The sequence below is a fragment of the Kribbella jiaozuonensis genome (assembly GCF_005233875.1).
Lineage (GTDB): Bacteria > Actinomycetota > Actinomycetes > Propionibacteriales > Kribbellaceae > Kribbella > Kribbella jiaozuonensis.
On the sequence record NZ_SZPZ01000006.1, the window covers coordinates 54,480 to 77,317 of the forward strand.

General features: G+C 67.7%; 22 protein-coding genes and 2 tRNA genes. 19 read left to right on the top strand and 5 right to left on the bottom strand.

Features of this window, described 5'->3' with window-relative positions:
* Nucleotides 1-3: 3 nt before the first annotated feature.
* The 7 genes from ssuE to FDA38_RS35550 are packed head-to-tail and all read left to right on the top strand — an operon-like array spanning nt 4 to nt 8,108.
* Nucleotides 4-1,059, top strand: a complete 1,056-nt coding sequence (gene ssuE, locus FDA38_RS43580; protein ID WP_137258593.1) for an NADPH-dependent FMN reductase — start codon at nt 4-6, stop codon at nt 1,057-1,059.
* A complete protein-coding gene (locus tag FDA38_RS35525; protein ID WP_137258594.1) occupies nt 1,056-2,030 on the top strand; it encodes an LLM class flavin-dependent oxidoreductase in 975 nt (324 codons plus the stop codon). The genes ssuE and FDA38_RS35525 overlap by 4 nt, the downstream gene beginning before the upstream one ends.
* A complete protein-coding gene (locus FDA38_RS35530; protein ID WP_137258595.1) occupies nt 2,027-3,343 on the top strand; it encodes an NtaA/DmoA family FMN-dependent monooxygenase in 1,317 nt (438 codons plus the stop codon). Before FDA38_RS35525 ends, FDA38_RS35530 begins: the two co-directional genes overlap by 4 nt.
* Nucleotides 3,340-5,217: an FAD/NAD(P)-binding protein gene (locus FDA38_RS35535; RefSeq protein ID WP_137258596.1), complete on the top strand. Its 1,878-nt coding sequence runs from the start codon at nt 3,340-3,342 to the stop codon at nt 5,215-5,217. The genes FDA38_RS35530 and FDA38_RS35535 overlap by 4 nt, the downstream gene beginning before the upstream one ends.
* Nucleotides 5,207-6,292, top strand: coding sequence for an LLM class flavin-dependent oxidoreductase (locus FDA38_RS35540; protein ID WP_137258597.1), 1,086 nt, complete (start codon nt 5,207-5,209; stop codon nt 6,290-6,292). Before FDA38_RS35535 ends, FDA38_RS35540 begins: the two co-directional genes overlap by 11 nt.
* Nucleotides 6,289-7,068: a DUF1684 domain-containing protein gene (locus tag FDA38_RS35545; RefSeq protein WP_137258598.1), complete on the top strand. Its 780-nt coding sequence runs from the start codon at nt 6,289-6,291 to the stop codon at nt 7,066-7,068. The genes FDA38_RS35540 and FDA38_RS35545 overlap by 4 nt, the downstream gene beginning before the upstream one ends.
* Nucleotides 7,065-8,108, top strand: a complete 1,044-nt coding sequence (locus FDA38_RS35550; RefSeq protein ID WP_137258599.1) for an LLM class flavin-dependent oxidoreductase — start codon at nt 7,065-7,067, stop codon at nt 8,106-8,108. The genes FDA38_RS35545 and FDA38_RS35550 overlap by 4 nt, the downstream gene beginning before the upstream one ends.
* On the opposite strand, the gene FDA38_RS35555 is transcribed toward FDA38_RS35550, so the two are convergent.
* Nucleotides 8,105-8,728, bottom strand: a complete 624-nt coding sequence (locus tag FDA38_RS35555) for a DUF899 family protein (protein WP_137258600.1) — start codon at nt 8,726-8,728, stop codon at nt 8,105-8,107. The genes FDA38_RS35550 and FDA38_RS35555 overlap by 4 nt on opposite strands.
* 199 nt (nt 8,729-8,927) lie before the next feature.
* Here FDA38_RS35555 and FDA38_RS35560 point away from each other — a divergent pair.
* From FDA38_RS35560 to rpmG, 3 genes are all read left to right on the top strand, one after another.
* Nucleotides 8,928-9,000, top strand: a tRNA-Thr gene (locus tag FDA38_RS35560).
* A gap of 45 nt (nt 9,001-9,045) precedes the next feature.
* Nucleotides 9,046-9,119: transfer RNA gene (locus tag FDA38_RS35565), tRNA-Met, on the top strand.
* 64 nt (nt 9,120-9,183) lie between these two features.
* A complete protein-coding gene (gene rpmG / locus FDA38_RS35570; protein WP_130384703.1) occupies nt 9,184-9,351 on the top strand; it encodes a 50S ribosomal protein L33 in 168 nt (55 codons plus the stop codon).
* Nucleotides 9,352-9,408: 57 nt separating this feature from the next.
* Here the strand turns inward: rpmG and FDA38_RS35575 are convergent, their stop codons facing one another.
* Nucleotides 9,409-10,155 carry a DUF3175 domain-containing protein gene (locus tag FDA38_RS35575; protein WP_233715122.1) on the bottom strand — a complete coding sequence of 249 codons (747 nt, stop codon included), beginning with the start codon at nt 10,153-10,155 and terminating at the stop codon, nt 9,409-9,411.
* 70 nt (nt 10,156-10,225) lie between these two features.
* On the opposite strand from FDA38_RS35575, the gene FDA38_RS35580 reads away from it, so the two are divergent.
* The 9 genes from FDA38_RS35580 to FDA38_RS35620 all read left to right on the top strand — a co-directional run bounded on the left by FDA38_RS35580 (nt 10,226) and on the right by FDA38_RS35620 (nt 20,100).
* A complete protein-coding gene (locus FDA38_RS35580) occupies nt 10,226-10,648 on the top strand; it encodes an FAS1-like dehydratase domain-containing protein (protein WP_137258601.1) in 423 nt (140 codons plus the stop codon).
* Nucleotides 10,642-11,046, top strand: coding sequence for a MaoC/PaaZ C-terminal domain-containing protein (locus tag FDA38_RS35585; protein ID WP_137258602.1), 405 nt, complete (start codon nt 10,642-10,644; stop codon nt 11,044-11,046). The genes FDA38_RS35580 and FDA38_RS35585 overlap by 7 nt, the downstream gene beginning before the upstream one ends.
* Nucleotides 11,043-12,068 carry a UDP-N-acetylmuramate dehydrogenase gene (locus tag FDA38_RS35590; protein ID WP_233715124.1) on the top strand — a complete coding sequence of 342 codons (1,026 nt, stop codon included), beginning with the start codon at nt 11,043-11,045 and terminating at the stop codon, nt 12,066-12,068. Before FDA38_RS35585 ends, FDA38_RS35590 begins: the two co-directional genes overlap by 4 nt.
* A gap of 530 nt (nt 12,069-12,598) precedes the next feature.
* Entirely contained in the window at nt 12,599-13,861 is a 1,263-nt protein-coding gene (locus FDA38_RS35595; RefSeq protein WP_233715125.1) for an ABC transporter substrate-binding protein, read from the top strand.
* On the top strand, nt 13,861-14,790 hold the full coding sequence (locus tag FDA38_RS35600) for a carbohydrate ABC transporter permease (protein WP_137258603.1): 930 nt from the start codon (nt 13,861-13,863) through the stop codon (nt 14,788-14,790). Before FDA38_RS35595 ends, FDA38_RS35600 begins: the two co-directional genes overlap by 1 nt.
* The gene (locus FDA38_RS35605) at nt 14,783-15,601 is read left to right on the top strand and encodes a carbohydrate ABC transporter permease (RefSeq protein WP_137258604.1); all 819 of its coding nucleotides are present in this window, start codon (nt 14,783-14,785) and stop codon (nt 15,599-15,601) included. The genes FDA38_RS35600 and FDA38_RS35605 overlap by 8 nt, the downstream gene beginning before the upstream one ends.
* Nucleotides 15,598-16,974 (top strand): hypothetical protein, encoded by a 1,377-nt coding sequence (locus FDA38_RS35610; RefSeq protein ID WP_137258605.1) that lies wholly within the window; start codon nt 15,598-15,600, stop codon nt 16,972-16,974. The genes FDA38_RS35605 and FDA38_RS35610 overlap by 4 nt, the downstream gene beginning before the upstream one ends.
* A 19-nt stretch (nt 16,975-16,993) precedes the next feature.
* On the top strand, nt 16,994-17,869 hold the full coding sequence (locus FDA38_RS35615; RefSeq protein ID WP_233715126.1) for a MurR/RpiR family transcriptional regulator: 876 nt from the start codon (nt 16,994-16,996) through the stop codon (nt 17,867-17,869).
* Between the two features lie 11 nt (nt 17,870-17,880).
* Nucleotides 17,881-20,100, top strand: coding sequence for an FAD-dependent oxidoreductase (locus FDA38_RS35620; protein WP_137258607.1), 2,220 nt, complete (start codon nt 17,881-17,883; stop codon nt 20,098-20,100).
* On the opposite strand, the gene FDA38_RS35625 is transcribed toward FDA38_RS35620, so the two are convergent.
* From FDA38_RS35625 to FDA38_RS35635, 3 genes are read right to left on the bottom strand one after another with little or no spacing between them, the layout of a single operon-like run.
* Nucleotides 20,094-20,735 (bottom strand): MarR family transcriptional regulator, encoded by a 642-nt coding sequence (locus FDA38_RS35625; protein ID WP_137258608.1) that lies wholly within the window; start codon nt 20,733-20,735, stop codon nt 20,094-20,096. The genes FDA38_RS35620 and FDA38_RS35625 overlap by 7 nt on opposite strands.
* A complete protein-coding gene (locus FDA38_RS35630; RefSeq protein ID WP_137258609.1) occupies nt 20,732-21,376 on the bottom strand; it encodes a 2'-5' RNA ligase family protein in 645 nt (214 codons plus the stop codon). The genes FDA38_RS35625 and FDA38_RS35630 overlap by 4 nt, the downstream gene beginning before the upstream one ends.
* Nucleotides 21,373-22,683: a hypothetical protein gene (locus tag FDA38_RS35635; RefSeq protein ID WP_233715127.1), complete on the bottom strand. Its 1,311-nt coding sequence runs from the start codon at nt 22,681-22,683 to the stop codon at nt 21,373-21,375. The genes FDA38_RS35630 and FDA38_RS35635 overlap by 4 nt, the downstream gene beginning before the upstream one ends.
* Nucleotides 22,684-22,838 lie beyond the last annotated feature (155 nt).

The following is a 22,838-nucleotide window of genomic DNA, read 5'->3' on the forward strand; positions in this document are numbered from 1 at the left end:
TCGATGGCGACCATTGCAACCCTCTCGAGCAGTCCGTCGGTACCGTCCCGCACGGATGCCGTTCTCGAATATGTCACCAAGCGCCTGATCAGCCACGGCCATACCGTCACGCCGATCGTGTTGCGCGACCTGCCGGCCGAGCCGTTGGTGCGAGGTCAGGCCGATCATCCGGCGATCGCCGCGGCGGCCGCGATCCTCGAGGCTGCGGACGCGGTCGTCGTCACGACGCCGGTCTACAAGGCGGCGTACTCCGGTCTGTTGAAGGTGTTCCTCGACCTGCTCCCGCAGTACGCGCTGAAGGGCAAGACAGTGTTGCCGCTGGCAACGGGCGGTACGCCGGCGCACGTGCTGGTGATCGACTACGCGCTGCGCCCGGTGCTGACAAGTCTCGGCGCCGGGGCGATCGGCCAGGGCTGGTTCGTGTTGTCGTCGCACATCCACTTGTACGACGGGGGCGGGGTCCTGCTCGATCAGGCGGCGTCCGTGCCGCTGTACCAGGTGACCGAGGCGTTTCTCGCGACCGTCGAGGGCGAGCAGGTCGTCGAGAGCGGGCCGGTGCAGCTCGCTGCGGTCGAGGCGGTCCGGGTGCGGCCCGAGGATCCAGCGGCGGCGCCGCTGCTGGCGGATCTCGTGGTCGAATACAGCAGCCGGTACGGGCGGACCAACGCGAACACGCAGCTGACCGAAGTACCGGCGTCCGACTTCCACGTCGAGAGCGGCGGGGCGTTCGTGCTGCTGCGGTACGGCGGTCAGACGGTGGCCGGCGGCGCGATCCGTCGGTACGACGACGAGACCGCCGAGGTGAAGCGGATGTGGACCTCGCATCTGCATCGGCGGCAAGGGCTCGGCCGTCGCGTGCTGGCCGAGTTGGAGGCGGCCGCTGCGGATCTCGGGTATCGGCGGCTGTACCTGACAACGGGACCGCGTCAGCCGGAAGCGGCTGCGTTGTATCTCGCGGCCGGTTTCGAGCCGCAGTTCGACACGTCGGTCGATCCCGAGTCGATCGGTCCGCTGCCCTTCACGAAGGAGATTCCGGTGGCATTGAAGGTGGCGTCATGATCGTTGGTCTCGAGATCGATGGTGCGGGTACGGATCCGGCTGCGTGGCGTGGAGCTGAGGTTGATCCGCGGGCGATTCTCACCGGTGAGTTGGCGTTGCGGGCGGTGCAGCGGGCGGAGGCGGCCGGGGTCGACTTCGTCACGTTCGTCGACGCGTTGGAGGCGCCGGACGACGTACCCGATCGGGTGAGTGTGCGGCTGGACGCGCTGGGGCTGGCCGCGCGGATCGCGCCGTTGACCGAGCGGATCGGGCTGTTGCCGACGATCACTGTCACGCACACCGAGCCGTTCCACGTGCAGGCCTCGGTGGCGACGCTCGATCATGTCTCGGGCGGACGCGGTGGCTGGGTCGCGGACGTGTCGTCATCGGCCGCCGCAGCAGCGGTCGTCGGCCGCCGTCAGCCTGCCCCTGCTGCGGAGACGTGGCGAGAGGCGCGGTACGTCGTGGACGTGAGCCGCCGCTTGTGGGATTCCTGGGAGGACGACGCGATCATCCGCGACGCCTCCACAGGGCGGTACGTCGACCGCGAGAAACTGCACTACGTCGAGTTCGAGTCGCCGTCGTTCGACATCAAGGGTCCGTCGATCGTTCCTCGTCCGCCGCAGGGGCATCCCATCACGGCGATCCGCGTGAGCAGCCCCGAGGCTCTCGAAGCAGCGGCCGATGCCGACCTTGTCCTGGTCGACGAAGTACCCGCGCAGCTGAACGCGCTGGTGATCGTGTCGGTTGAGGTGCGGCCTCATCTCGACGGGGTGGATGGGCTTGTCGAGCTGATTGAGGGATTGGCCGGGGCTGACGGTGTACATCTCCGGCCCGCGTCGCTCGAGCTGGATGTGCCCGTGATTGCGGACGAGTTGTTGCCGCGGTTGCGGGAGCGCGGGTTGGTGGGGCCGGCGGAGCGCGGTGGGAGTTTGCGGGGCCGGCTCGGGTTGGGGCGGCCGGCGAACAGGTACGTGGGGAGCGAGCGATGAGCAAGCAGATTCATCTGGCCGCGCACTTCCCGGGCGTCAACAACACGACCGTCTGGTCGGATCCGCAGGCGGGCTCGCAGATCGACTTCAGTTCGTTCCGGCACTTGGCGGAGACGGCCGAGCGGGGCACGTTCGACTTCTTCTTCTTGGCCGAGGGGCTGCGGCTGCGTGAGGTGAAGGGCAAGATCCACGACATCGACGTCGTCGGGCGGCCCGAGTCGTTGACCGTGCTCAGCGCACTGGCTGCCGTCACCACGCACCTCGGCCTGGCGGCGACGGTGAACTCGACGTTCAACGAGCCGTACGAACTGGCGAAGCGGCTGTCCACACTCGACCACCTGTCCGGCGGTCGCGCGGCGTGGAACGTCGTGACGTCATGGGACGCGTTCACCGGCGAGAACTTCCGCCGCGGCGGGTACCTCGACAAGGCGGATCGGTACGTCCGCGCCCAGGAATCGCTGCGGATCGTACGCAAACTCTGGGACTCCTGGAGCGAGGACCAGCTGGTCCTCGACCAGGCGACGGGCGCGTTCGCCCGCGAGGGCGCTGGGGCCTTCGCGGACGAAGGCGCGCACTTCGACATCCGCGGGCAGTTCGGCCTGCCGCCGTCACCGCAAGGGCGGCCGGTGATCATCCAGGCGGGTGACAGCGACCAGGGGCGGGAGTTCGCGGCGTCCGACGCGGATGTGATCTTCAGCCGGCACGGGACGTTCGAGGCCGGGAAGACCTTCTACAAGGACGTGAAGTCGCGGCTGTCGAAGTACGGGCGGACCGAGGACTCGCTGAAGATCATGCCCGCTGTGACGGTCGTGGTCGCCGACACGGACGACGAGGCGGTCGACAAGGCGGCGTACATCCGGGAACAGCAGGTGTCCGGTCCGACCGCGCTTGTCCTTGCGGAACTGCTGTGGGGACGCGACCTCTCGGCGTACGACCCGGATGGTCCGTTGCCGGCCGAGGATCCGGTGGTGGGTTCGTCGGTGACGCAGGGGCGGGTCGGGTACAACGATCCGTTCCCGATCGTCGCGGAGTGGCGGGCGCAGGCGGAGGCGCACGGCTGGTCGCTGCGGCAGACCGTGATCAACCAGCAGAACCGGCAGACGTTCATCGGTTCGCCGGCCACGGTCGCCGAGGCCATCAACCACCACGTCCAGGAGGATGCCGCCGACGGGTTCGTCCTCGTCCCGCATCTCACGCCCTCCGGCCTCGATGATTTCGTCGACCGGGTGGTGCCACTCCTGCGCGACCGCGGCGTCTTCCGCCAGGAGTACGCCGGTACGACGCTGCGCTCGAACCTCGGGCTGCAGGTATGAGCGTGGCCGAGCTGCATCCCTGGAAGGAGCCGCCGGCAACGATCGTGTTCGTCGGCGGCGGGCCGCGGACCGTCGGGCTGCTCGAGCGGTTCGCGGCCAGCGCGCCGGACCTGCTCGACGGGCGCGACGTCGAGATCCATGTGGTGGATCCGTATCCGGTCGGTGGTGGGCGGATCTGGCGGCGGGAGCAGTCGCGGCTGTTGTGGATGAACTCGATGACGTCGGACGTCACGATCTTCACCGACGAGTCGGTCGACTGCGACGGACCGATCGTGCCGGGTCCGGACCTCGCGACCTGGGTCGCCGGTGAGGGTGCGGTGATCCTGGAGAAGGCCGGGCTGGAGCAGCCGGGGCCGATGGACTTCCCACCGCGGCTGGTGCAGGCGGAGTACCTGGCGTGGGTGTGGGAGCGCGTCGTCCGCGATCTCCCCGCGACCGTGACCACCCATCGCGAGCGGGCGGTCGAGCTCACCGCGGACCAGCGGGTGGTTCTCGAGTCAGGCCGGGAGATCGCGGCCGACGCGGTAATCCTTGCCCTCGGCTACCTGGATCGGTTGCCCACGGCATCGGAGTCGGCGTGGGCGGCCCAGGCAGCGGATGCGGGGCTGACCTACATCCCGCCCGGTTACACGGCGGACGTCGACCTCGACGGGTTGTGGCCGAAGTCGCCGGTCATTGTGCGGGGGTTCGGGCAGGCGTTCATCGACCTGATGGTGCTGCTCACCGAGGGGCGCGGCGGCTGGTACGACGAGTGCGAGGGGCTGCTCACCTACCACCCGTCGGGCGACGAGCCGATCTTGTACGTCGGCTCGCGGCGCGGCGTGCCGTATCACGCGAAACTCGGCTACACCGTCGCCGGCACGAAGCCGGTGCCTACGCGGTATCTGACTGCCGAGGCTCTTGGCGACGGACTGCTCGACTTCGATCGCGATGTTGCGCCGTTGATCGACAAGGAGCTGGCGTACGCCCATTACAAGCAACTGTTCACCGCCCACCCTGAACGAGTCGTCGGCTCGTGGACGGAGTTCGAGAACGCGCTGGACGAGTGGACGCCGGGCTTCGAGGCCGTAGCCGCTTCGGCGGTGCCGGATCCGGCGGACCGGTTCGTCCGCTCGGAGATCGACCGGCCGCTGGCCGGGAGATCGTTCGAGGACCGCGCGGGCTTCGAGCGGTTCATGACCGGGCTGATCGAAGGTGATCTGGTCCGGCGGGCGGATCCGGCGTACTCGGCGGATCTGGCGGTGTTCAACGCCTTGCTGAGTATTTACAGTGTGTTGTCGCGGGCGATCACCGAAGGGCAGTTGTCGGACGAGGACCGGGTGCGCAAGGTCGAGACCGAGTGGCATGGGTTCTTCTCGTTCGTGGCCAGTGGGCCGCCGCCGCGGCGGTTGGAGGAACTGCTCGCATTGCACCGGGCGGGGATCGTGCGGTTCGCCGGGCCCGATCTGGACGTTGCTATCGACAACGACCATTTCGTTGCCAAGAGCCCCGGAGTTGACGGGGAGATCCAGGCCCGGGCGTTCGTCGAAGCGCGGTTGCCGCGGCCCGACGTACTCGCGACGACTGATCCGTTGTTGCGCGGTCTGCTCGACTCCGGCGCACTCGCGGCCGATGAACTGTTCGCGGCCGACGGGACGAGTCTCGGCGGCGGTCAACTCAAGGCCGACTCGCAGTGTCGCGCGATCCGTGCCGACGGCTCCACGCACGAAGCGCTGTTCCTGCTCGGGCCGTCCGTGTCGGGCTCGGCCGGCTCGTCCGGGTTCTCCCGGCCGCATTTCAACGGTCCCGGCTTCCGGCAGAACGACGCCGTCGCCCGGGACCTGCTCAAGCTGCTCGCACCTACCGTACGGAAGGAAGAACGCCATGCCAGTTGAGTTCCTGGGTATCGCCGGGACCAACCCGGCCAGCGAGGTCACGCCGCGAACCGGCGGCCCGCTGGACCTCGAGTACACGTCCAAACTCGCCCGCGCCCACGAGGACAACGGCTGGGACCGGATCCTCTTCGCCTATCACTCCGGCTCGCCCGATCCGTCGCAGGTCGCGGCGTACGTCGCCGGCCGTACCGATCACATCAACCTGGTCGTCGCGCACCGGCCGAACGTCGCCTACCCGACGCTGACCGCGAAGACGTTCGCGACACTGGACCACCTCAGCGGCGGCCGGTTCGAAGTACACGTGATCACCGGAGGCTCGACCGCGGACCAGGCCGCCGAGGGCGACTTCCTGGCGAAGGACGACCGCTATGGGCGGACCCGCGAGTTCATCCAGATCCTCAAGCAGGCCTGGACGTCCGATCAGCGCTTCGACTTCAACGGCGAGCACTACCGCTTCGAGCAGTTCCTGGCCGACATCAAACCGCTCCAGCAACCGCGGCCGCGGATCTCGTTCGGAGGCTCGTCCGCTGCGGCGTACGCCGTCGGTGCCGCCGAGGCGGACATCTTCGCGCTGTGGGGCGAACCGCTCGCCGGGACCCGCGAACAGCTCGCCACCATCGACGCCGAGGCGGCTAAGGCAGGCCGCGCGGACCGCCCGACCATCCAGATCGCGTTCCGGCCGATCATCGCGCCGACCGAGGAACTCGCCTGGGAGAAGGCGGAGAGCATCCTCGGCCGGATCAAGAACGGACCGGCCCCGACCCGACTCCGTTCGAAGACGCCGGAGAACGCCGGCTCCCAGCGACTGCTCAAGGCCGTCGCGGAAGGCGAGCGGCACGACCGCGCGCTGTGGACCGCGCCGACCGGCGTCACCGGTGGCGGCGGCAACTCGACAGCCCTCGTCGGTACGCCGGACACCGTCGCGGCCGCGCTGCTCGACTACTACGACCTCGGCATCCGGATCTTCTCCGCCCGCGGCTACGACATCTACGACGACGCGATCGACTTCGGCCGGTACGTCATCCCGCTGGTCCGCTCCGAGGTAGCCCACCGCGAACAGAGGAAGGCCTCATGACCGTCGTCTCCGATCTCGAGCAGGACTGGCACACCTGGCACGCGGCCCGCGAACGCGACCTGGACACCGACTACGGCTGGCTGTCCGTCGTCGCCTTCGACTGGCTGCCCACCTCACCGGTCGCACTGCGCGGCCTGCCAGGCATCTGGTGGTCCGACGAGCAGCGTGCCCACGTGACGGCCGACGGGCAGCTGACGCTCAGCGGCGAGCCCGTGAACGGCACAGTGTCGGCCAGCGTCGCAGAAGCCGGTTCACTCAGCTGGCTGCTGTACGGCGATCGCCTGGTCGAGCTGGTGCTCCGCGGCGGGCGGTACGCCGTACGGCAGCGGGACCCACGTGCTGCGACGAGGCAGGAGTTCAGCGGCGTACCGACGTACCCGTTGGATGATCGCTGGGTCGTGACCGGGTACTTCACGCCGATCGCGAAGCCGCAGCGGGTAGAGGTGTCGACCGCGCGGGAGGATCTGCGGCAGTACGTGACCGTGGTCGGCGCGGTGCACGTCGCGCTGGGCGGTACGGCGTACGAACTGGTCGCGACTGCTGCGGGGGACGGGCGGCTGAACCTGTCCTTCCACGACAAGACGAACGGCGAGGAGACGGCACCCTGGCGGACCGTGACGACCGGACCGGTCGGGCGGGACGGGTCGGTGGTCATTGACTTCAACCGGACGATCAACCTGCCGTTCGCGTTCACGGCGTACGGGACGTGCCCTGCGCCGGTCGCCGGGAACCGCCTGGGTCTGCCTGTCACCGCGGGTGAGAAGAAGCTCCGATGAGGTTCTGTACCTACACGCTGATCGACAACTCGCCCGATCCGATCAGCGGGGTGCAGTTGACGCCGGCGGAGCGGTTCCAGCACGTCGTACGGCAGGCGCAGTGGGCAGAGGAACTGGGCTTCGACGGGTACGGCGTGGGTGAGCGGCACGCGCAGCGCTTCATCTCCTCCTCGCCGCCGGTTGTGCTGTCCTATATCGCCGCGGTGACGTCGCGGATCCGCTTGCTGACCACGGTGACTGTTCTGTCGCTGCTGGATCCGGTGCGGGTGGCGGAGGACTACGCGACGCTGGACCAGCTGTCGGGTGGTCGGCTGGACATCATCATCGGCAAGGGGAACGACCCGGACCAGAACGCGCTGTTCGGGTACGAGCTGGACGGGCAGTGGGACCGCAACCGGGAGAAGTACGAGCTGCTGCGGCGGCTGCTGCGGGAGACCGGGGTGTCGTGGTCGGGTCAGTACCGCCCGGCGTTGACGGACGCGACCACGCAGCCCCGGCCGTACCGAGCGGACGGCATCCCGCTCTGGCACGGGTCGGCGTCGTCGACGGAGTCCACCGAGCTGGCGGCCAAGTGGGGAGACCCGCTGTTCTCGGCGAACGGGTTCCACCCGCTGGAGAAGTACGCCGGGTTGATCCGGCACTACCGGGAGCGCTGGGAGGCGTACGGGCGCGATCCCGCGGACGCTGTCGTCGGAGCGGGGTTCAACGGGCTCTACGTGCGGAAGAGCTCGCAGGAGGCGGTCGAGGGGTACCGGCCGATCTTCGACGCGTTCATGGACTCACCGGGAGCACGGCACAACCAGCTGCCGTTCCGGACGCTGGAGGAGTTCCTCGAGGGCGGATCGGTGCTGGTCGGGTCGCCGGAGCAGGTGATCGACAAGTTCGGCCGGTACCAGGAGGCATTTGGCCACGAGCTGTCCGGCATCTCGCTGGAGGTCGCCGGACTCCCGGAGGACGAGAACCGGGAGTCCGTCGAGACCTTCGTCACTGAGGTCATGCCAGTACTGCGCTCGTCGTACCCGAGCCGCGTCTGGTCCTAGCCGTACGTCGGCTCCTGCGGCCAGCCTTCGGGGGAGTCCTCCCAGTCCTCCTGGCGGCCGTACGGCGCGTGGTCGAGGAGGTGGTTCACGAACAGCAGACGGTCGACGCCGCGCGAGCCGGTCGAGTAGGTGCGGTACACGGTGTCGCCGTCACGCAGGAACATGTTGAGCAGGAACCCGCCGCCCGCGCCGCAGTCGGCGGAGAACGACGTACCCGCAGATGAGGCGAACGGGATGTCCCAGCCCATCTTGGTCCAGTAGCCGGCCATCTGGTCGATCGGCATGTCAGAGACGGTCGCCCAGGCCAGGCCGCTCCGTTCCAGCAGGTCGAGGTTGCTGACGTGCTTGGTGAAGTGCGTGCAGCCCGGGCAGAAGTGGTCCGGGCCGGAGTGCATGAACTGGTAGAGCGCGAGCTGCTGCTGGTCGCCGAACAGCTCCCGCAGCGTCACCGGCCCGTCCGGCCCGGTAAACGTGTACTCCCCGAACTCGACCATCGGCAGCCGCCGGCGCTGCGCGGCGAGCCGGTCCTGCTCCCGGGTGGCCGCCTTCTCCGCGACCAGCAGCTCCGCACGAGCCTTCTCCCACTCCTCGGCCGAGACAACTGTCGGCATTGCAGTCATAGCTGTCCTTCCTTCTTCTGGGTCCTACTGGTACGACGGAGCCGCCCGGGCCCTCTCGACATCCGGATCCGGGTGAAAATCTGGTCAGAAGCACTCCGCGGAACCGGTATGCTTTCCGGGACGGACTGAGGGGCACGCAGGGTCGGCCGGCTCGATTTCACATCGGGGTGGCGGACCGTGTAATCTCTCTCCTCGGCCCGCCCCTTTAGCTCAGTCGGCAGAGCGTCTCCATGGTAAGGAGAAGGTCTACGGTTCGATTCCGTAAAGGGGCTCGGAGAACGGCATCCCACCTTCGGGTGGGATCGCTCACCTCACCCGGCGGGGTAGCTCAGGTGGTTAGAGCACACGGCTCATAATCGTGGTGTCGCGGGTTCGACTCCCGCCCCCGCTACCGAATCAGTTCTTTCGAGAGTGCGATCACCCAAGTTGCGTACTCATTACATGAAGAGGTAGCAGTGGCCAAGTCGACCGACATCCGCCCGAAGATCACGCTGGCATGCACGGTGTGCAAGGAGCGGAACTACATCACCAAGAAGAACCGGCGCAACGACCCGGACCGTCTTGAGCTGAAGAAGTACTGCCACCGGTGCAACGACCACACCGACCACCGCGAGACCCGCTGACCTCAGCATCTTCGCGAGGGCCGCTTCGGATTGCCGAAGCGGCCCTTTGCTGTGCCCTCAAACGGTCAGGATCGGGCGGCCGCCCTCGTAGGCGGTGAGACGCTCGTCACGCGGAGTGAGACAGCAGGAGCCGCAGAGCGTGCCCTTGCCGACCTCGCTCGTGTAGTACAGACAGCAGGTGTTGCGCAGGTAGACGAGCTTCCCGGCGGCGATCTCCACCTCTCCGAGTCTCGCCAGTCCACCCGGCGCTTTGGTGGAGAAGGTGCGCCAACGGTCGAGCAGGTACTCCGGTCGCACGGTGACCTCCTCGCGGGTCGCCGCGCAGAAACCCATCGCGCATCCGGCCGCGACTCCGCCGTGGAGCTGGCGAAGCCCGGCCCGCGTCCGCTGGTGCAGCTCCTCGGACAGCGCGAGCAGGTGCTGGCGGAGTACGACGTCGTACAGCGTCTCCAGCCCGCCGGGGAGGAAGGTGGCGGAGCGTATGGCGACCGCTGCGATGCCGTGGCCCTCGTGTGGGCGGACCCAGAGGTTCTGCGGGCGGATGTCGAGGACGCGGCCCTCCAGCGCCCAGAGCAGCAGCGCGGTCGCAGGTGCGCGGCCGGCGTAGAACGAGAGCATGCTCAGCGCGTTCGCGTGGGCGGTGCGGTGGTTGCTGGCCTCGTCGTCACGCTTGAGCAGCTCGGTGAGCTCAGGGCTGCCGGGCTCCAGAATCCGGTCCACGCGCAGCCATTCGTCGCCCTCCGGCGCACCGACCTCGAGCTGGTACCGCGGGGCGTATTTCGCGAGCGCCGCCACTGCCGTCACCTGATCAAACCCTTCTGGCATCGTGGGCGGCGGAAACCCGGGGCCCAGTCTGCCAGTAGGCTTCGGGGATATGACGATCGACGCCACGATGGTCGGCCGGAGCTACGCGGCCGCCGAGTCCTACCAGGTCGGCCGGGAGAAGATCCGCGAGTTCGCCGATGCGATCGGCGACCCCAACCCGGCGTACCGCGGTGATGACGCGGTGGCGCCGCCGACGTTCGCGTTCATGCTCGGCAGCCGCGCGCTGGAGCAGCTGCTGAACGACGAGGAGCTCGGCCTGCGGCTGGACCGGATCGTGCACGGCGCGCAGAAGTTCAGCTACACCCGCCCGATCAAGGCCGGCGACGACATCGCCGCGACCGCGACCATCACCACCGTCCGCAAGGCCGGTGACGTCGAGGTGATCATGTACGAGACCGCCCTGACCACCGTCGACGGCGACCCGATCGCCACGTCGACGTCGACGATCTCGCACAACCGGGGTGAATCGTGATCGAGGTAGGCACCGAGCTTCCGCCGCTGACCGTCACGTTCCGGCGCGACGACCTGGTCCGGTATGCCGGGGCCAGCGGCGACTTCAACCCGATCCACTGGAGCGACCGGATGGCCGGCGCGCTCGGTCTGCCCGGCGTGATCGCGCACGGCATGCTGACGATGGCGTCCGCGGTACGCGTCGTCACGGACTGGATCCCGGATCCGGCCGACCTGATCGAGTACGGCGTGCGGTTCACCAAGCCCGTCGTCGTACCGGATGACGACAAGGGTGTGAACGTGACGTTCTCCGCGAAGGTCGACAAGGTCGCGGAGGGGCGGGCCGAGATCGACATCACGGCGGTTGCCGGCGAGGAGAAGGTGCTCGGCCGGGCCAGGGCGGTCGTGCGCGTCCAGTGAGAACGCATGTGTCGCTGGCCGACTACACCACGCTGCGGATCGGCGGGTTGGCCGACAAGTTCGTCGAGGTCAGCACCGAGGACGACCTGATCACCGCGGTCCGCGACGCGGACGCCGCCGAGGAACCGGTGCTGTTGCTGTCGGGTGGCAGCAACGTGGTGATCGGCGACGACGGGTTCCGCGGGACCGTCATCAAGATCGCGACGTCGGGGATCCGGGTCAATTCGGATATGTGCTCCGGCGCGATGGTGCACATCGCCGCCGGCGAGGACTGGGACGGCGTCGTACAGCGCGCGATCGCTGAGGAGTGGAGCGGGCTCGAGTCGATGTCCGGGATCCCCGGGCTGACTGGATCGACACCGGTGCAGAACGTCGGGGCTTATGGGCACGAGGTCGCGGAGACGATCGCTTCGGTGCGGGTGTTCGACCGGGTGGCCGGCGAGGTGCGCACCGTGTTTGCCGCCGACTGCGGCTTCAGCTACCGCAACTCCCGCTTCAAGGCGGATCCGTCGCGGTATGTGGTCCTCGAGGTCACGTTCCAGCTGACGCTGGGCGACCTGTCCGCGGAGGTCGGGTACGCCGAACTGGCCCGCGTCCTCGACGTCGAACCAGGCTCCCGCGCGCCGATGACGGAGGTCCGCGAGGCCGTCCTCGGCCTACGCCGCAGCAAAGGCATGGTCCTGGACCCGCTCGACCACGACACCTGGAGCGCCGGCTCCTTCTTCACCAACCCCATCCTCGACACCCCCGCCGAGGTCCCCGCCGGCGCACCCCAATGGCCCCAACCCGACGGCCGCGTAAAAACCAGCGCCGCCTGGCTGATAGAACACGCCGGCGTCTCCAAGGGCTACACCATCGGCGCCGCCGCAGTCTCCTCCAAACACACCCTCGCCCTAACCAACCAAGGCGGAGCCACCACCAAAGAACTCCTCACCCTGGCCACCCACGTCCGATCCCAGGTCCAACAGGCCTTCGGCATCACCCTGATCAACGAACCCGTCCTGGTGAACTGCTCGCTGTAAGTCGGTGAGCTTGTTGGGTCGGCCTGTGCCGCGCCGGCTTGTGCAACCCAGCTCCGGGGCCTGGTTCCGTCCGTGACCGCGGTCAGTTGATGCCGACCGCGGTCACGGACGGCCTCCCACATCGCGTGCGGCCACAGGCTCCGGGGTGAGGCCTCGACTGCCCCGGTCCTCCAGGGGTGGAAGTTATCCGGGGGATCGCAGTCACCCCGGGATTCGCAGTCACACCAGGCCCGCAGTCGCGCGACGAGAGTCACCCGCGACGACGGTTCCCGCACGACGGCGCCGGCCTAGTTGTCGCACGCGGGCGGCAGCCCGCAACTCGCGGCGGAGGAGCGGAGCGACGACAGAGCGGCTGCGTAGCCCGCCGGGGTCGACGTACCTGGTCGGACGCGGGTGCCGGCGTACCTGGGTGAAAAAGTTTTGCAGAGGGGGTTCACAGGGGCGGGTTGGGTGGCTAATCTTTTGCAGAAATTGGTGGGAGGTGGAGTGTGAGGCGTAAAAGATTTTCTCGGCGGGAGGTTCTTGCCGGGGTGGGTGCGGGGTTGGCGGCTGCTGTGGTGCCGGGGTGTGCGGCGGGCGGTGGAGGCGGGCGGTCGGGGGCTTTGCAGGTTTGGGGTGGGGTGCCGGCGGCGTCGGGGCCGGGGGATGTGGTGAAGGCGTTTCGGGAGAAGTTTCCGCAGTACGACGTGAACTACACGCGGTTCGTGAACGACGATCGCGGCAACCTCAAGCTCGACACCGCGCTGCAGGGTGGCGTCGACATCGACGTGTACTTCACCTATTCGCAGGGCGCGATGGCGCTCAGGGCCGGGTCCGGACTGGCGGCGGACCTGACTGATCGCGTGACTAACGACCCGGACCTGAAGGTGTTCCTCGACACCGAGCAGCCGCGGTCGTACATCGACAACGGCAAGGTGAAGGCGCTCGCCACCGCGCGCGAGCCGTTCTTCGTGTTGTTCAACGAGAAGCTCCGGCAGCAGGCCGGCGTCGACCTCCCGGACTCGTGGACGATCGACGAGTTCCGCAGTACGGCGAAGCGGCTGACCACCGGCAAGACCGTCGGCGCCTACACGGTCCCCGACATCGCCCGGATCGCTCTCGGACCCAACTACTGGTACGACGGCAACCGCAGCAACTTCGGCGACCCGCACTTCGAGCAGGGCTTCCGGGTCGGCCGCGAGATGATCGCCGACGGTACGGCGTTCCCGTGGACCGAGGTCCTCGCCCGCCACCTCGACGCGTACCAGCAGAACTCGTTCCTGACCGAGGAGTTCCACCTCTGGTCGACCGCGCCGTTCAACCTGCGCTACCTGTACGACGCGAAGAAGTACCCGCACGACTTCAAGGTCGCGTTCGCCCCGTCGCCGACCGTCGACGGCAAGGACTGGAACGGCGGCTCGTACAGCAACTTCATCATGATCAACCCGAAGTCGCCGAAGTTCGAGGCGGCCTGGGCGTTCGTGAAGTTCTGGCTGACCGAGGGCGCGACGCCGATGCTCAAGGGCGGCAAGCTGCCCGCGCTCGGCGGTGTCACCGACGACCAGGTGATCACCGGCATGCTCGGCAAGGAGCCGGAGAAGTACTTCGACATGGACTCGTTCCGCCGCGTCGTACTCGAGGCGGATCCCAAGCTCGCGACCGACACCCGGCTGACCGGGTTCCCGGAGATCACGCTCGCCGTGAAGCAGCAGCGCGACCTGTGCTGGCTGGGCGAGAAGGACCCGGGCGTCGCGATCCGTGAGGTACGGCGGCTCGCCGACGCCGCGATCGCCCGTAACGAGAGGAGGCCCTGATGGCCACCGCAACCGTCGCGGCCGCACCGGCGGTCCGGACCGAGAAGGCGCCCGGGATCAAACCGCGCGGCTGGATCGGATTCCTGTTCATCGCGCCGAACCTGCTCGGCGTGGTCGCGTTCACTCTGATCCCGCTGATCAGCGTCGTCGTCCTCGCGTTCACCGACTGGAACCTGGTGTCCGGTCTCGGCGGCATCACCTTCAACGGCATCGACAACTTCGTCGCGATCGCCCGCGATCCCGGGTTCTGGCACGCGATCGGGCTGACGCTGGTGTACGTCGTGGTGTCCGTACCGCTCACCGTCGTCGGAGGACTCGCGCTCGGTATCGCGCTCAACCGCCCGCTGCCGGGTCGCGCCGTACTGCGGGCGATCTTCTTCCTCCCGTACATCGTCAACGTGGTCGCGATCGGCATGACCTGGCTGATGCTGATGAACCCGAAGGCCGGCCTGGTCAACAAGGTACTCGATGCCTTCGGCATCCAACCGGGCTGGTTCGCCTCGTCGCACTGGGCGCTGCCCGCGCTGATCGTGATGGCGATCTGGGGCGGTGTCGGGTACTGCTCGCTGATCTACCTGTCCGCGCTGCAGGACGCACCGCGGCAGCTGTACGAAGCAGCCGACATCGACGGCGCGTCCGTCTGGGCGAAGTTCCGCGTGATCACCTGGCCGTCGTTGCTGCCGACAACGATCTTCCTGTTGGTCACGCTGATCATCGGGGCATCGCAGGGCTTCGGTCTGATCGCACTGATCACGGCCGGCGGTCCCGGCGACTCGACCACGACGATCTCGTACTACATGTACCAAACAGGCTTCCAGTTCTACCGGTTCGGCTACGCATCGGCGATCGGCCTGGTGACGTTCGTCGGCGTACTCGTCCTGACTCTGCTCACCTGGCGGGCGCAGCGAGGGAGGGCCCTCAATGACTAAGTCCAAGTGGTTGTGGGGGATCCCGTTGTGGATCCTGGCGATCGCGTTCCTCGCGCCGTTCGCGTGGATGATCTCGACCGCGCTGAAGCCGGACGTGGACGCGTACAAGATCCCGATGCAGTGGATCCCGAACCCGTTCCAATGGGACAACTTCACCACGGTGCTGTCCGGAGCGACCTCGGTACTCCCGGCGTTCGGGCGCTCGATCTTCGTCGCCGTACTCCGGGTCGCGGGCGAGCTGATCACCGCGACGATGGCCGGTTACGCCTTCGCGCGGATGTCGTTCAAGGGCCGCGACAAGTTGTTCCTGCTCTATCTCGCGACCGCGATCATCCCGGCGCAGCTGCTGCTGGTGCCGCGGTTCATCTACTTCCAGAAGCTCGGGCTGTACGACACGCTCTGGGCGCTGATCCTGCCCGGCATGTTCACCGTGCTCGGCACGTTCCTGATGCGGCAGTTCTTCATCAGCCAGCCGGCCGAGTTCGCCGAAGCCGCGCGGATGGACGGCGCGAACGAATGGCGCGTTTTCACCCGGATCTACTTGCCGTTGGCAACACCGGTGATGAGCGCGCTCGGCATCCTCGCGTTCGTCTGGTCATGGAACGACTACGAGACGCCGCTGGTGCTGATCAGCAACCCCGACCGCTACACGCTGCCGCTCAGCCTGACCAACTTCGTCGACGAACAGGGCCAGATCGCACCCGGCCTGACGATGGCCGCCTCGGTGATCTCGATCGTGCCGGTGCTGATCGTGTTCGTCGTCCTGCAGCGGCGGTTCATCGCCGCCATGACTCACACAGGGATCAAATGAACAACGTCTCAGGTGTCTTCCCGCAGCTTGCCCAGATCGGCGACTTCGGTCCGCCGCGCAGCGAGCTTGGCGTCGGTTCGCTGATGCCGTGGAACGGGAAGCTCTATGTCCAGAACTACAACTCGCACAAGGCCCCGTCCGGCGCGGGCGTCAGTCTCCGCCGGATCGACGCCGACTTCTCGATGGAGATCGTCGCCGAGACGCTCGGGGTGGACGGCACGTACACCAACCGGTTCGTGCACTTCCCGACCTCCAAGCTCGTGCTCGGGCCGCACGTGATCTCCGCCGATCACAAGATCGTCACCATCCCCGAGCTCCAGCCGTTGCGCGTCTGCGGTACGTCGAGGCACCTGACCAAGCCGGACACCCACGTGTACGTGCTCGCGATGGAGGGGGAACTGCTCGAGCTTGACCTCACGACGTACGAGTGCACGCAGCTCTTCGACCTCAACGACGAGCTCGGCACCGACGGCGAGATGAAGGTGCACTACAAGGACTGCTACACGTCGTTCGGCCGGCTCGTGGTGTGTTCCAACGAGTACGCCGAGCCCGAGTGGGCCGGCACGCGGTCGCGCGGGCGGCTGGCGGAGTACGACGGTCGGACGTGGAGGGTACTGCGGGAGGATCCGTTCACCGCGATCGGCGGGCGGCACGAGTTCGGCGGGACGATCTTCGCGACCGGGTGGGACCGGGCGTCGGCGATCCTCGAGGTGTTCACCGAGGCGGATCAGAAATGGACGCGGTACCGGCTGCCGAAGGCCTCGCACTGTTTCGATCACAAGTGGCAGACCGAGTGGCCGCGGATCCGGGAGGTCGAGCACGAGCGGCTGCTGATGGACCACCACGGGATGTTCTACGAGCTGTCGCCGTGGGCGTACGGCGGGCGGATCTGGGGCGTGCGACCGATCTCGACGCATTTGTGGGTGCTCGGGGACTTCTGCTCGTGGCGCGGGATGTTGGTGGCTGGGGCGGACAACGCGTCGCCGAGTCATGGGCTGAACCCGACGACGGCGGAGCCGCAGTCGGGGTTGTGGTTCGGGAAGACGGACGATCTGTGGAGTTTCGGGAAGCCAGCCGGGTGGGGTGGGCCGTGGTGGGAGACGCCGGTCGAGGCTGGAATGCCTTCGGATCCGTATCTGATGACGGGCTTCGACGGGAAGTGTCTGCATTTGGAGAACTTTGGTTCTGAGCCGTTGCGGATCACGGTCGAGATCGACTTCCACGGGCACGGGCGGTTCGGCGCGGTGGAGACACTGACGGTGGAACCGGGGCAGATCCGGACGCATGTGTTCCCGCCGGGGTTCAGTGCGCACTGGGTGCGGGTGGTCAGCGACACCGACGGTGTGGCGAGTGCCCAGTTCGTCTATACGTGACGATAACGGGATGGCAGACATGGAAAGAGCTGAGAGCCCGAGCCCGTTGCAGCAGGTCAAGCGGGCCCTGCCGGAGCTGAACGGTGCGATGCAGCGGGTCGCCGAGCACATCCTGGCGAACCCGGACGAGGTCGCGCGCGGGTCGATCACGAAGCTGGCCGAGGTCGCCCAGACGTCGGCCGCGACGGTGACGCGCCTGTCGACGCACCTGGGGTACGCCGGTTATCCCGCGCTGCGCGCCGCCCTGGCGATGGAGGTCGGCCGCGGTCTCGAGGCCGGGTGGGCGAGCGATATCGGCATGGCGATCGGCCCGGCCGATCCGCCCGAGCAGGTGCTGAACGTGCTCGCGTCGACGCAGGCGAATGCGTTGCGGAACGCGTTGGCTGCGATCGATCTCAACGCGGCGACGCGGGTCGCGGACGCCATCGCCGGCGCACGGCGTACCCATATCTACGGCGAGTGGGGCGACGCGATCCCGGCCCGGGAGCTCTACATCCGGCTGCTGAGGATCGGGATCCCCGTGTGGTTCTTCGACGGGCCGCAGTCGTCGCAGATCGGCGCCGGCCTGCTCGGCTCCGGCGACGTGGCCCTCACGGTCACCCGCTCCGGGACCGATCCGACGACGTTGGAGTTCGTACGCCGGGCGCACGACGAGGGCGCGCTGACCGTCGCGATCACCGGGATGGTCGACTCGCCGATCGCGCGGCTGGCCGACGTCACCTTCGATACCGGTACGCCGAACGGATCCAACTGGACCGAGTTCTTCGCCGGCCGTGCGAGCGACGTACTGACGGCCGGGCTGTTGTTCGTGCTGGTCGCGCAGCGGGTGCCCGATCACCTCACCGCCAATCACCCGAACGGGCCGGGGCAGCCCGTCGTACATCCGGATACATGAAAGGTTTCTGAATGCAGCAGCTCGAGGTCCAGACCGATCTGACCGTCGTCGGCGGCGGGCTCGCCGGGATCTGCGCGGCGATCGGCGCCGCGCGGCAGGGGAGCACCGTGGCGCTGGTGCAGAACCGGCCGGTGCTCGGCGGCAACTCGTCCAGCGAGGTGCGGGTGTGGGTGTGCGGGGCGACCGCGCACGGCGTCCAGAGCTTCGCCCGCGAGACCGGCATCATGGGTGAGCTGTTCGTCGAGAACCAGTACCGGAATCCGCTGGGGAACCCGTACTACTGGGATCTCGTGCTGCTGGAGGCGGTTCGCGCCGAGCCGCTGATCACGCTGTACCTCAACACGGATGTGCGGTCGGTTTCGGTTGCTGACGGGGTGATCGAGTCGGTGACCGGGTGGCAGATGGGGTCGGAGAAGGAGATCCGGTTCGTCAGTCCGGCGTACGTCGACTGCTCGGGCGACGGGCTGGTCGGGCTGCTGGCGGGGGCTGACTTCCGCACGGGACACGAGCCGCGATCGGAGTACGACGAATCGTGGGCGCCGGTCGTGCCGGACTCGAACACGCTGGGCAGCACGATCCTCTTCTACACGAAGGACGCGGGGGAGCCGGTGCGGTTTGTGCCGCCGTCGTTCGCGCGGGACGTCAACGAGACCGCGATCCCGGACCGACGGGTGATCCGGACCGATATGAACGGGTGCGCGTTCTGGTGGATCGAGTGGGGCGGGTCGCTCGACGTCGTGGACGACAACGAGGCGATCCGGGACGAGTTGCAGGCTGTCGTTTACGGGATCTGGGACTACATCAAGAACTCGGGGCGCTTCGACGCGGAGAACCTGACGCTCGAGTGGATCGGGTCGGTGCCGGGGAAGCGGGAGTACCGGCGGTTCCTGGGGGACCATGTGCTCACGCAGCAGGATGTTCTGGAGCAGACGGTTTTTGAGGACCGGGTGGCTTTTGGTGGGTGGTCGATCGATCTGCATCCGCCTGGTGGGGTTTATGCGGCCGAGCGGGGGTCGAAGCATTGGCATCCGGACGGGAACTACCACATTCCGTTGCGGTCGCTGTACTCGCGGAACGTACAGAACCTGTGGATGGCCGGGCGCAACATCAGTGCTAGTCACGTAGCGTTCGGTACGACGCGGGTGATGGCGACGTGTGCGCTGCTGGGCGAGGCGGCCGGGGTCGGCGCTTCTGTTGCCTTGCGCAACGGATTGTCTCCGCGGGAGTTGGCGGTGTCTCGATTTGACCTGGTGCGGCGCGCGTTGACGCGGGCGGACTCGTCGGTCCTCGGCGTGGTTGATGACGATCCTGCGAACCTTGCGTTGTCTGCTTCGGTGAGCGCGTCGTCTACGTTGACCCGACCGGTAGTGGAGGTGTCGTCGGGGACTCTGCCGTTGACGAGCGATGTCGGCATGGTCATCCCCGTTGACCCGTCGTTGGACGGCTTCGAGTTGCTCGTCGACTCCGCCGGCGGGTTCTTGACCGTCGAGCTGCATGATCCGGTCAAGCCGCAGAACTACCTGCCGGCCGAGTTGGTCGGTTCCTGCACGATCGACGTACCCGCGGGTGAGAAGCGGTGGATCCGGGTGCCGCTGTCGTGGAATCCGTCCGCGCCGACGAACGCTTTCGTCGTACTGCGTCAGACGCCGGACATCTCGGTCCACACCGCGTCGACGGCGCTCCCGGGGACTGTGCACTTCGTCCACCGCGATCCGGCGCCCGACGAGGAGTGGACCGAACAGTTCCGCGCCTGGAAGCACATCCTGCCGCGCGGCGGGTTGTGCGTCCGCCTGGGCGAGACGGCGGCGTACTCAGCGTCGAAGGTGATCGGCGGCTACTCCCGCCCGTACGGCGGCCCCAACCTGTGGTCCTCCGAAGACCTCGCCTGGGACCCGAACCCCTGGCTGGAACTCACCTGGCCCGAGCCGGTCGAACTCGCCGAGGTCGTCGTCATCCTCGACGCCGACGTCCAGGAAGACCTCATCAACCTCCACCACCACCGCACCCCCTTCGAGTCCCTCCCCACCCTCCTCTCCAACTACACCCTCGAATCCCGCCCCACCCCCGACGCCCCCTGGCACCCCATCGCGGTCGTCACCAACAACCACCACCGCACCCAACACCACCACCTCCCCACCCCCACCCCAACCACCCACCTCCGCCTAACCCCCCAAACCACCAACGGCTCCCCCCGAGCCCACGTCGTCTCAATCCGCGCCTACGGTCAGTAACGCCATTCGAGTGGGTGGTCCAGCATCCAATCGGTCAGTGGATCGGCGGTGCGGCGGGAGGGGGTGGCGCCGGTTAGGAGGTCGGACAGGACTTGGCTGGGGGCTGCTAGGCGGAGGCCGGTGGGGGTTTTGCGGGTGCGGGTGTAGACGACGTCGAGCGTGGGCTCGGCTAGGACGATCGACTTGGTTTTTGACGGTATGAGTTCCCAGACGGTGGCTGCTGCTTGGGCGTCTGGGGTGTAGATGACAGTGCGGCCGGTGGGGGTTTCTGGGGTCCAGTGTTGGGCGGCGGTCGTGCCGGTGAGGGCGTGGCGGATTTGGGTGGTGGGGATTCGGTCTAGGAGGGGTGAGGTGCCGGGTTTGGTGCGCCAATAGGTGAGGTGGGTGGTGCGGGTGAAGGGGGAGTCTTGGTTCCAGCGGCGTAGTAGGGCGAGCCAGTTGGGCACGGTGACGACCCCGGGAGCGTGGCGTTCGACGAGGTCGTCTTGTTCGAGGCGGTCGACGATTCGGCGTACGTCTTGGGCCGGGACGCCGGTGGTGCTGACCAGGTCGTGGGTTGTCCAGAGGCTGCGGAAGTCGAGGAGGGCTCGGATGACCAGGGCGGCGTTGTCTCCGGCGTAGGTGGCGGCGTTCATCCGCCTGATCCGTCGCGCGATACCTGGATGCCCAGCGGCACGGTCGCGTACGTCGTCCACTCGTACCGGTTGTGGTCGCGGTTGAGCTCGATCAGCGTGATGTCGGTCAGCTCGGTCGTGGCGACACCGCCGCCGAGCGCGTTCACGCGCTGCTCGAGCGGCTCGGCGGGAGCGACCTGGTTCCAGTAGCCGAGCGAGATGTGTGGATTGAGCTCGGGCAGCGCAGGCACCGAGTCGCGGCCCCACACGTCGGTGATCGCCGCACGCAGCTGGGCGCGGAGCCGGCGCATCCGGTCGACCGGCTCCACCGGGAGCTGCAGGCTCTCGACATCGACGACCGCCGAGCCGAGCTTGATCTCGAACGGCCGGAAGTGCTCGAGCCGCCGACGCGTCGCCTCGATGATCTGGTCGAGATCCGGCCGCGGGACCTTGTCCGTGAACCCGACTCCTTGCACCGTGAGATGCAGCCACTGCGCCGGCACCGGCGTGATCCCGGGAAGCGAGTCGACCAGGTGCTGGTACGCCGCGTGTACCTCAGTCACGACGGAGTCTTCCGGGAAGACGACGTGCCAGGTGTAGAACGATCGCCCGGGCCGCCAGTTGGGGCGCCAGTACCAGTGATCGCGGACGTCCTTGATCATGTCTGGTCCTCTTTCCTCCGTGCCGGGAGCTGGATGAACTCGGCGATGCGCGCGCGGAGCATGCGCGCCTTCGGCGTGTGGGCGTACGGCGAGGTGAGCGCCGCGACCTCCGCGAGGCGATGAATCAGCGGGCGGACGCGGTACTCCAGCGGAAGGTCGAGCACCGGCTCGACGGCCTCGATCGCACCGTCGAGCTGACCGAGGAGCAGCCGCGCCTTCGCTTGCTGCAGGCGGGCCATCCGCTCGGACCCTGGATTCCGGAGGACGTACGGCGCTGCCTCGAACAGCGCGACGCTGTGATCGGCGTGGTTCGACGTGTGCTCGGGCTGACCGAAGGCGAGGTAGGTATCTGCCCACAGCCCCTCGGCGCGCTCCGGCGTACAGAGCAGGAGGCCGCCCGGCTCGGAGTCGGCCTGGCGTACGGACAGCTGTTGGGCCAGGTCGAGCATGTCGCGGGCTTTGTCGGGCTGGCCGGCGCGGGCGTTGTCGACCGACGCTGCGCTGGCCAGGAACAGTCTCGACGTACCGGCGGAATACCGCAGTCCGTCTTCGGCGTACGCCGCAGCGCGGACGAAGTCCTCCTGCCAGAAGGCGGCGGTGTGCTGGGTGGCGCGAATCCAGCCGCGCAGTACGTCGTGGTCCGCGGCCTCGGCGCAGGCCCAGGCGGTGCGGGTGTGGCTTTCGGCGATGTCCGGGCGGCCGAGGTCGACGGACATCCACGCGAGCATGGTGATGGCGAAGCCGGCCGCGGAGTACAGGTCGCGGGATTGGCGGGGGGATTGGTTGCCGGCGAGCAGCGCGAAGGCTCGGTCGCGGATCGCTCGGCTCTTGGCGAACAACGGTCGGGTCGGCGTACGGAGATAGGACTGGGCGATGCGCTCGATGTCTGCCTGCAGTTGCTCGACCGTGAGCTCGCCGACGTTGGACTCCTCGGCGAACGACAGCAGCGCGATCGACTCGTCACTTGCGTGGATCAGATCGTCGTCGTGACCGACCATCGAGGGCGGTGTCGGCTCCGGCTCGGCCACGGCGATGCCGGACGGCGGGAAGAACCCGAGTTCGTTGTCGGCGGCAACATCGAGGACATGCCGCAGACCGGAACGGTAGGCGGCGCCGGGCCAGCGGACGGCGCCGCGTTCCAGCTTGGCGATGTAGTGGCCGTCGAGCTCGTACTTGATCTCGGTCGTGTCCCACAGCCAGGCACAGATCGCGTCGGCGAGCTCGGCCCGGGACATGTGTTCGCCCGGCGCGCGGCGCGACGGGGTGCGCTCTCGCGCGCCGCGCAACATCTCGTTGGGCTCTGACATGGCGGTAACTGTAAGACGCCGAACACCCTCTGCGACCACGAAATCGGGCCTTGTGGATGATCTGCCCCACGATGCCCCGAACTGCCCCGAAAACACTGCTGGGAAAGGGATTTGGCCGCAATCGTGGACCGCCTCGTGGCCGTAAATCGGTCGTT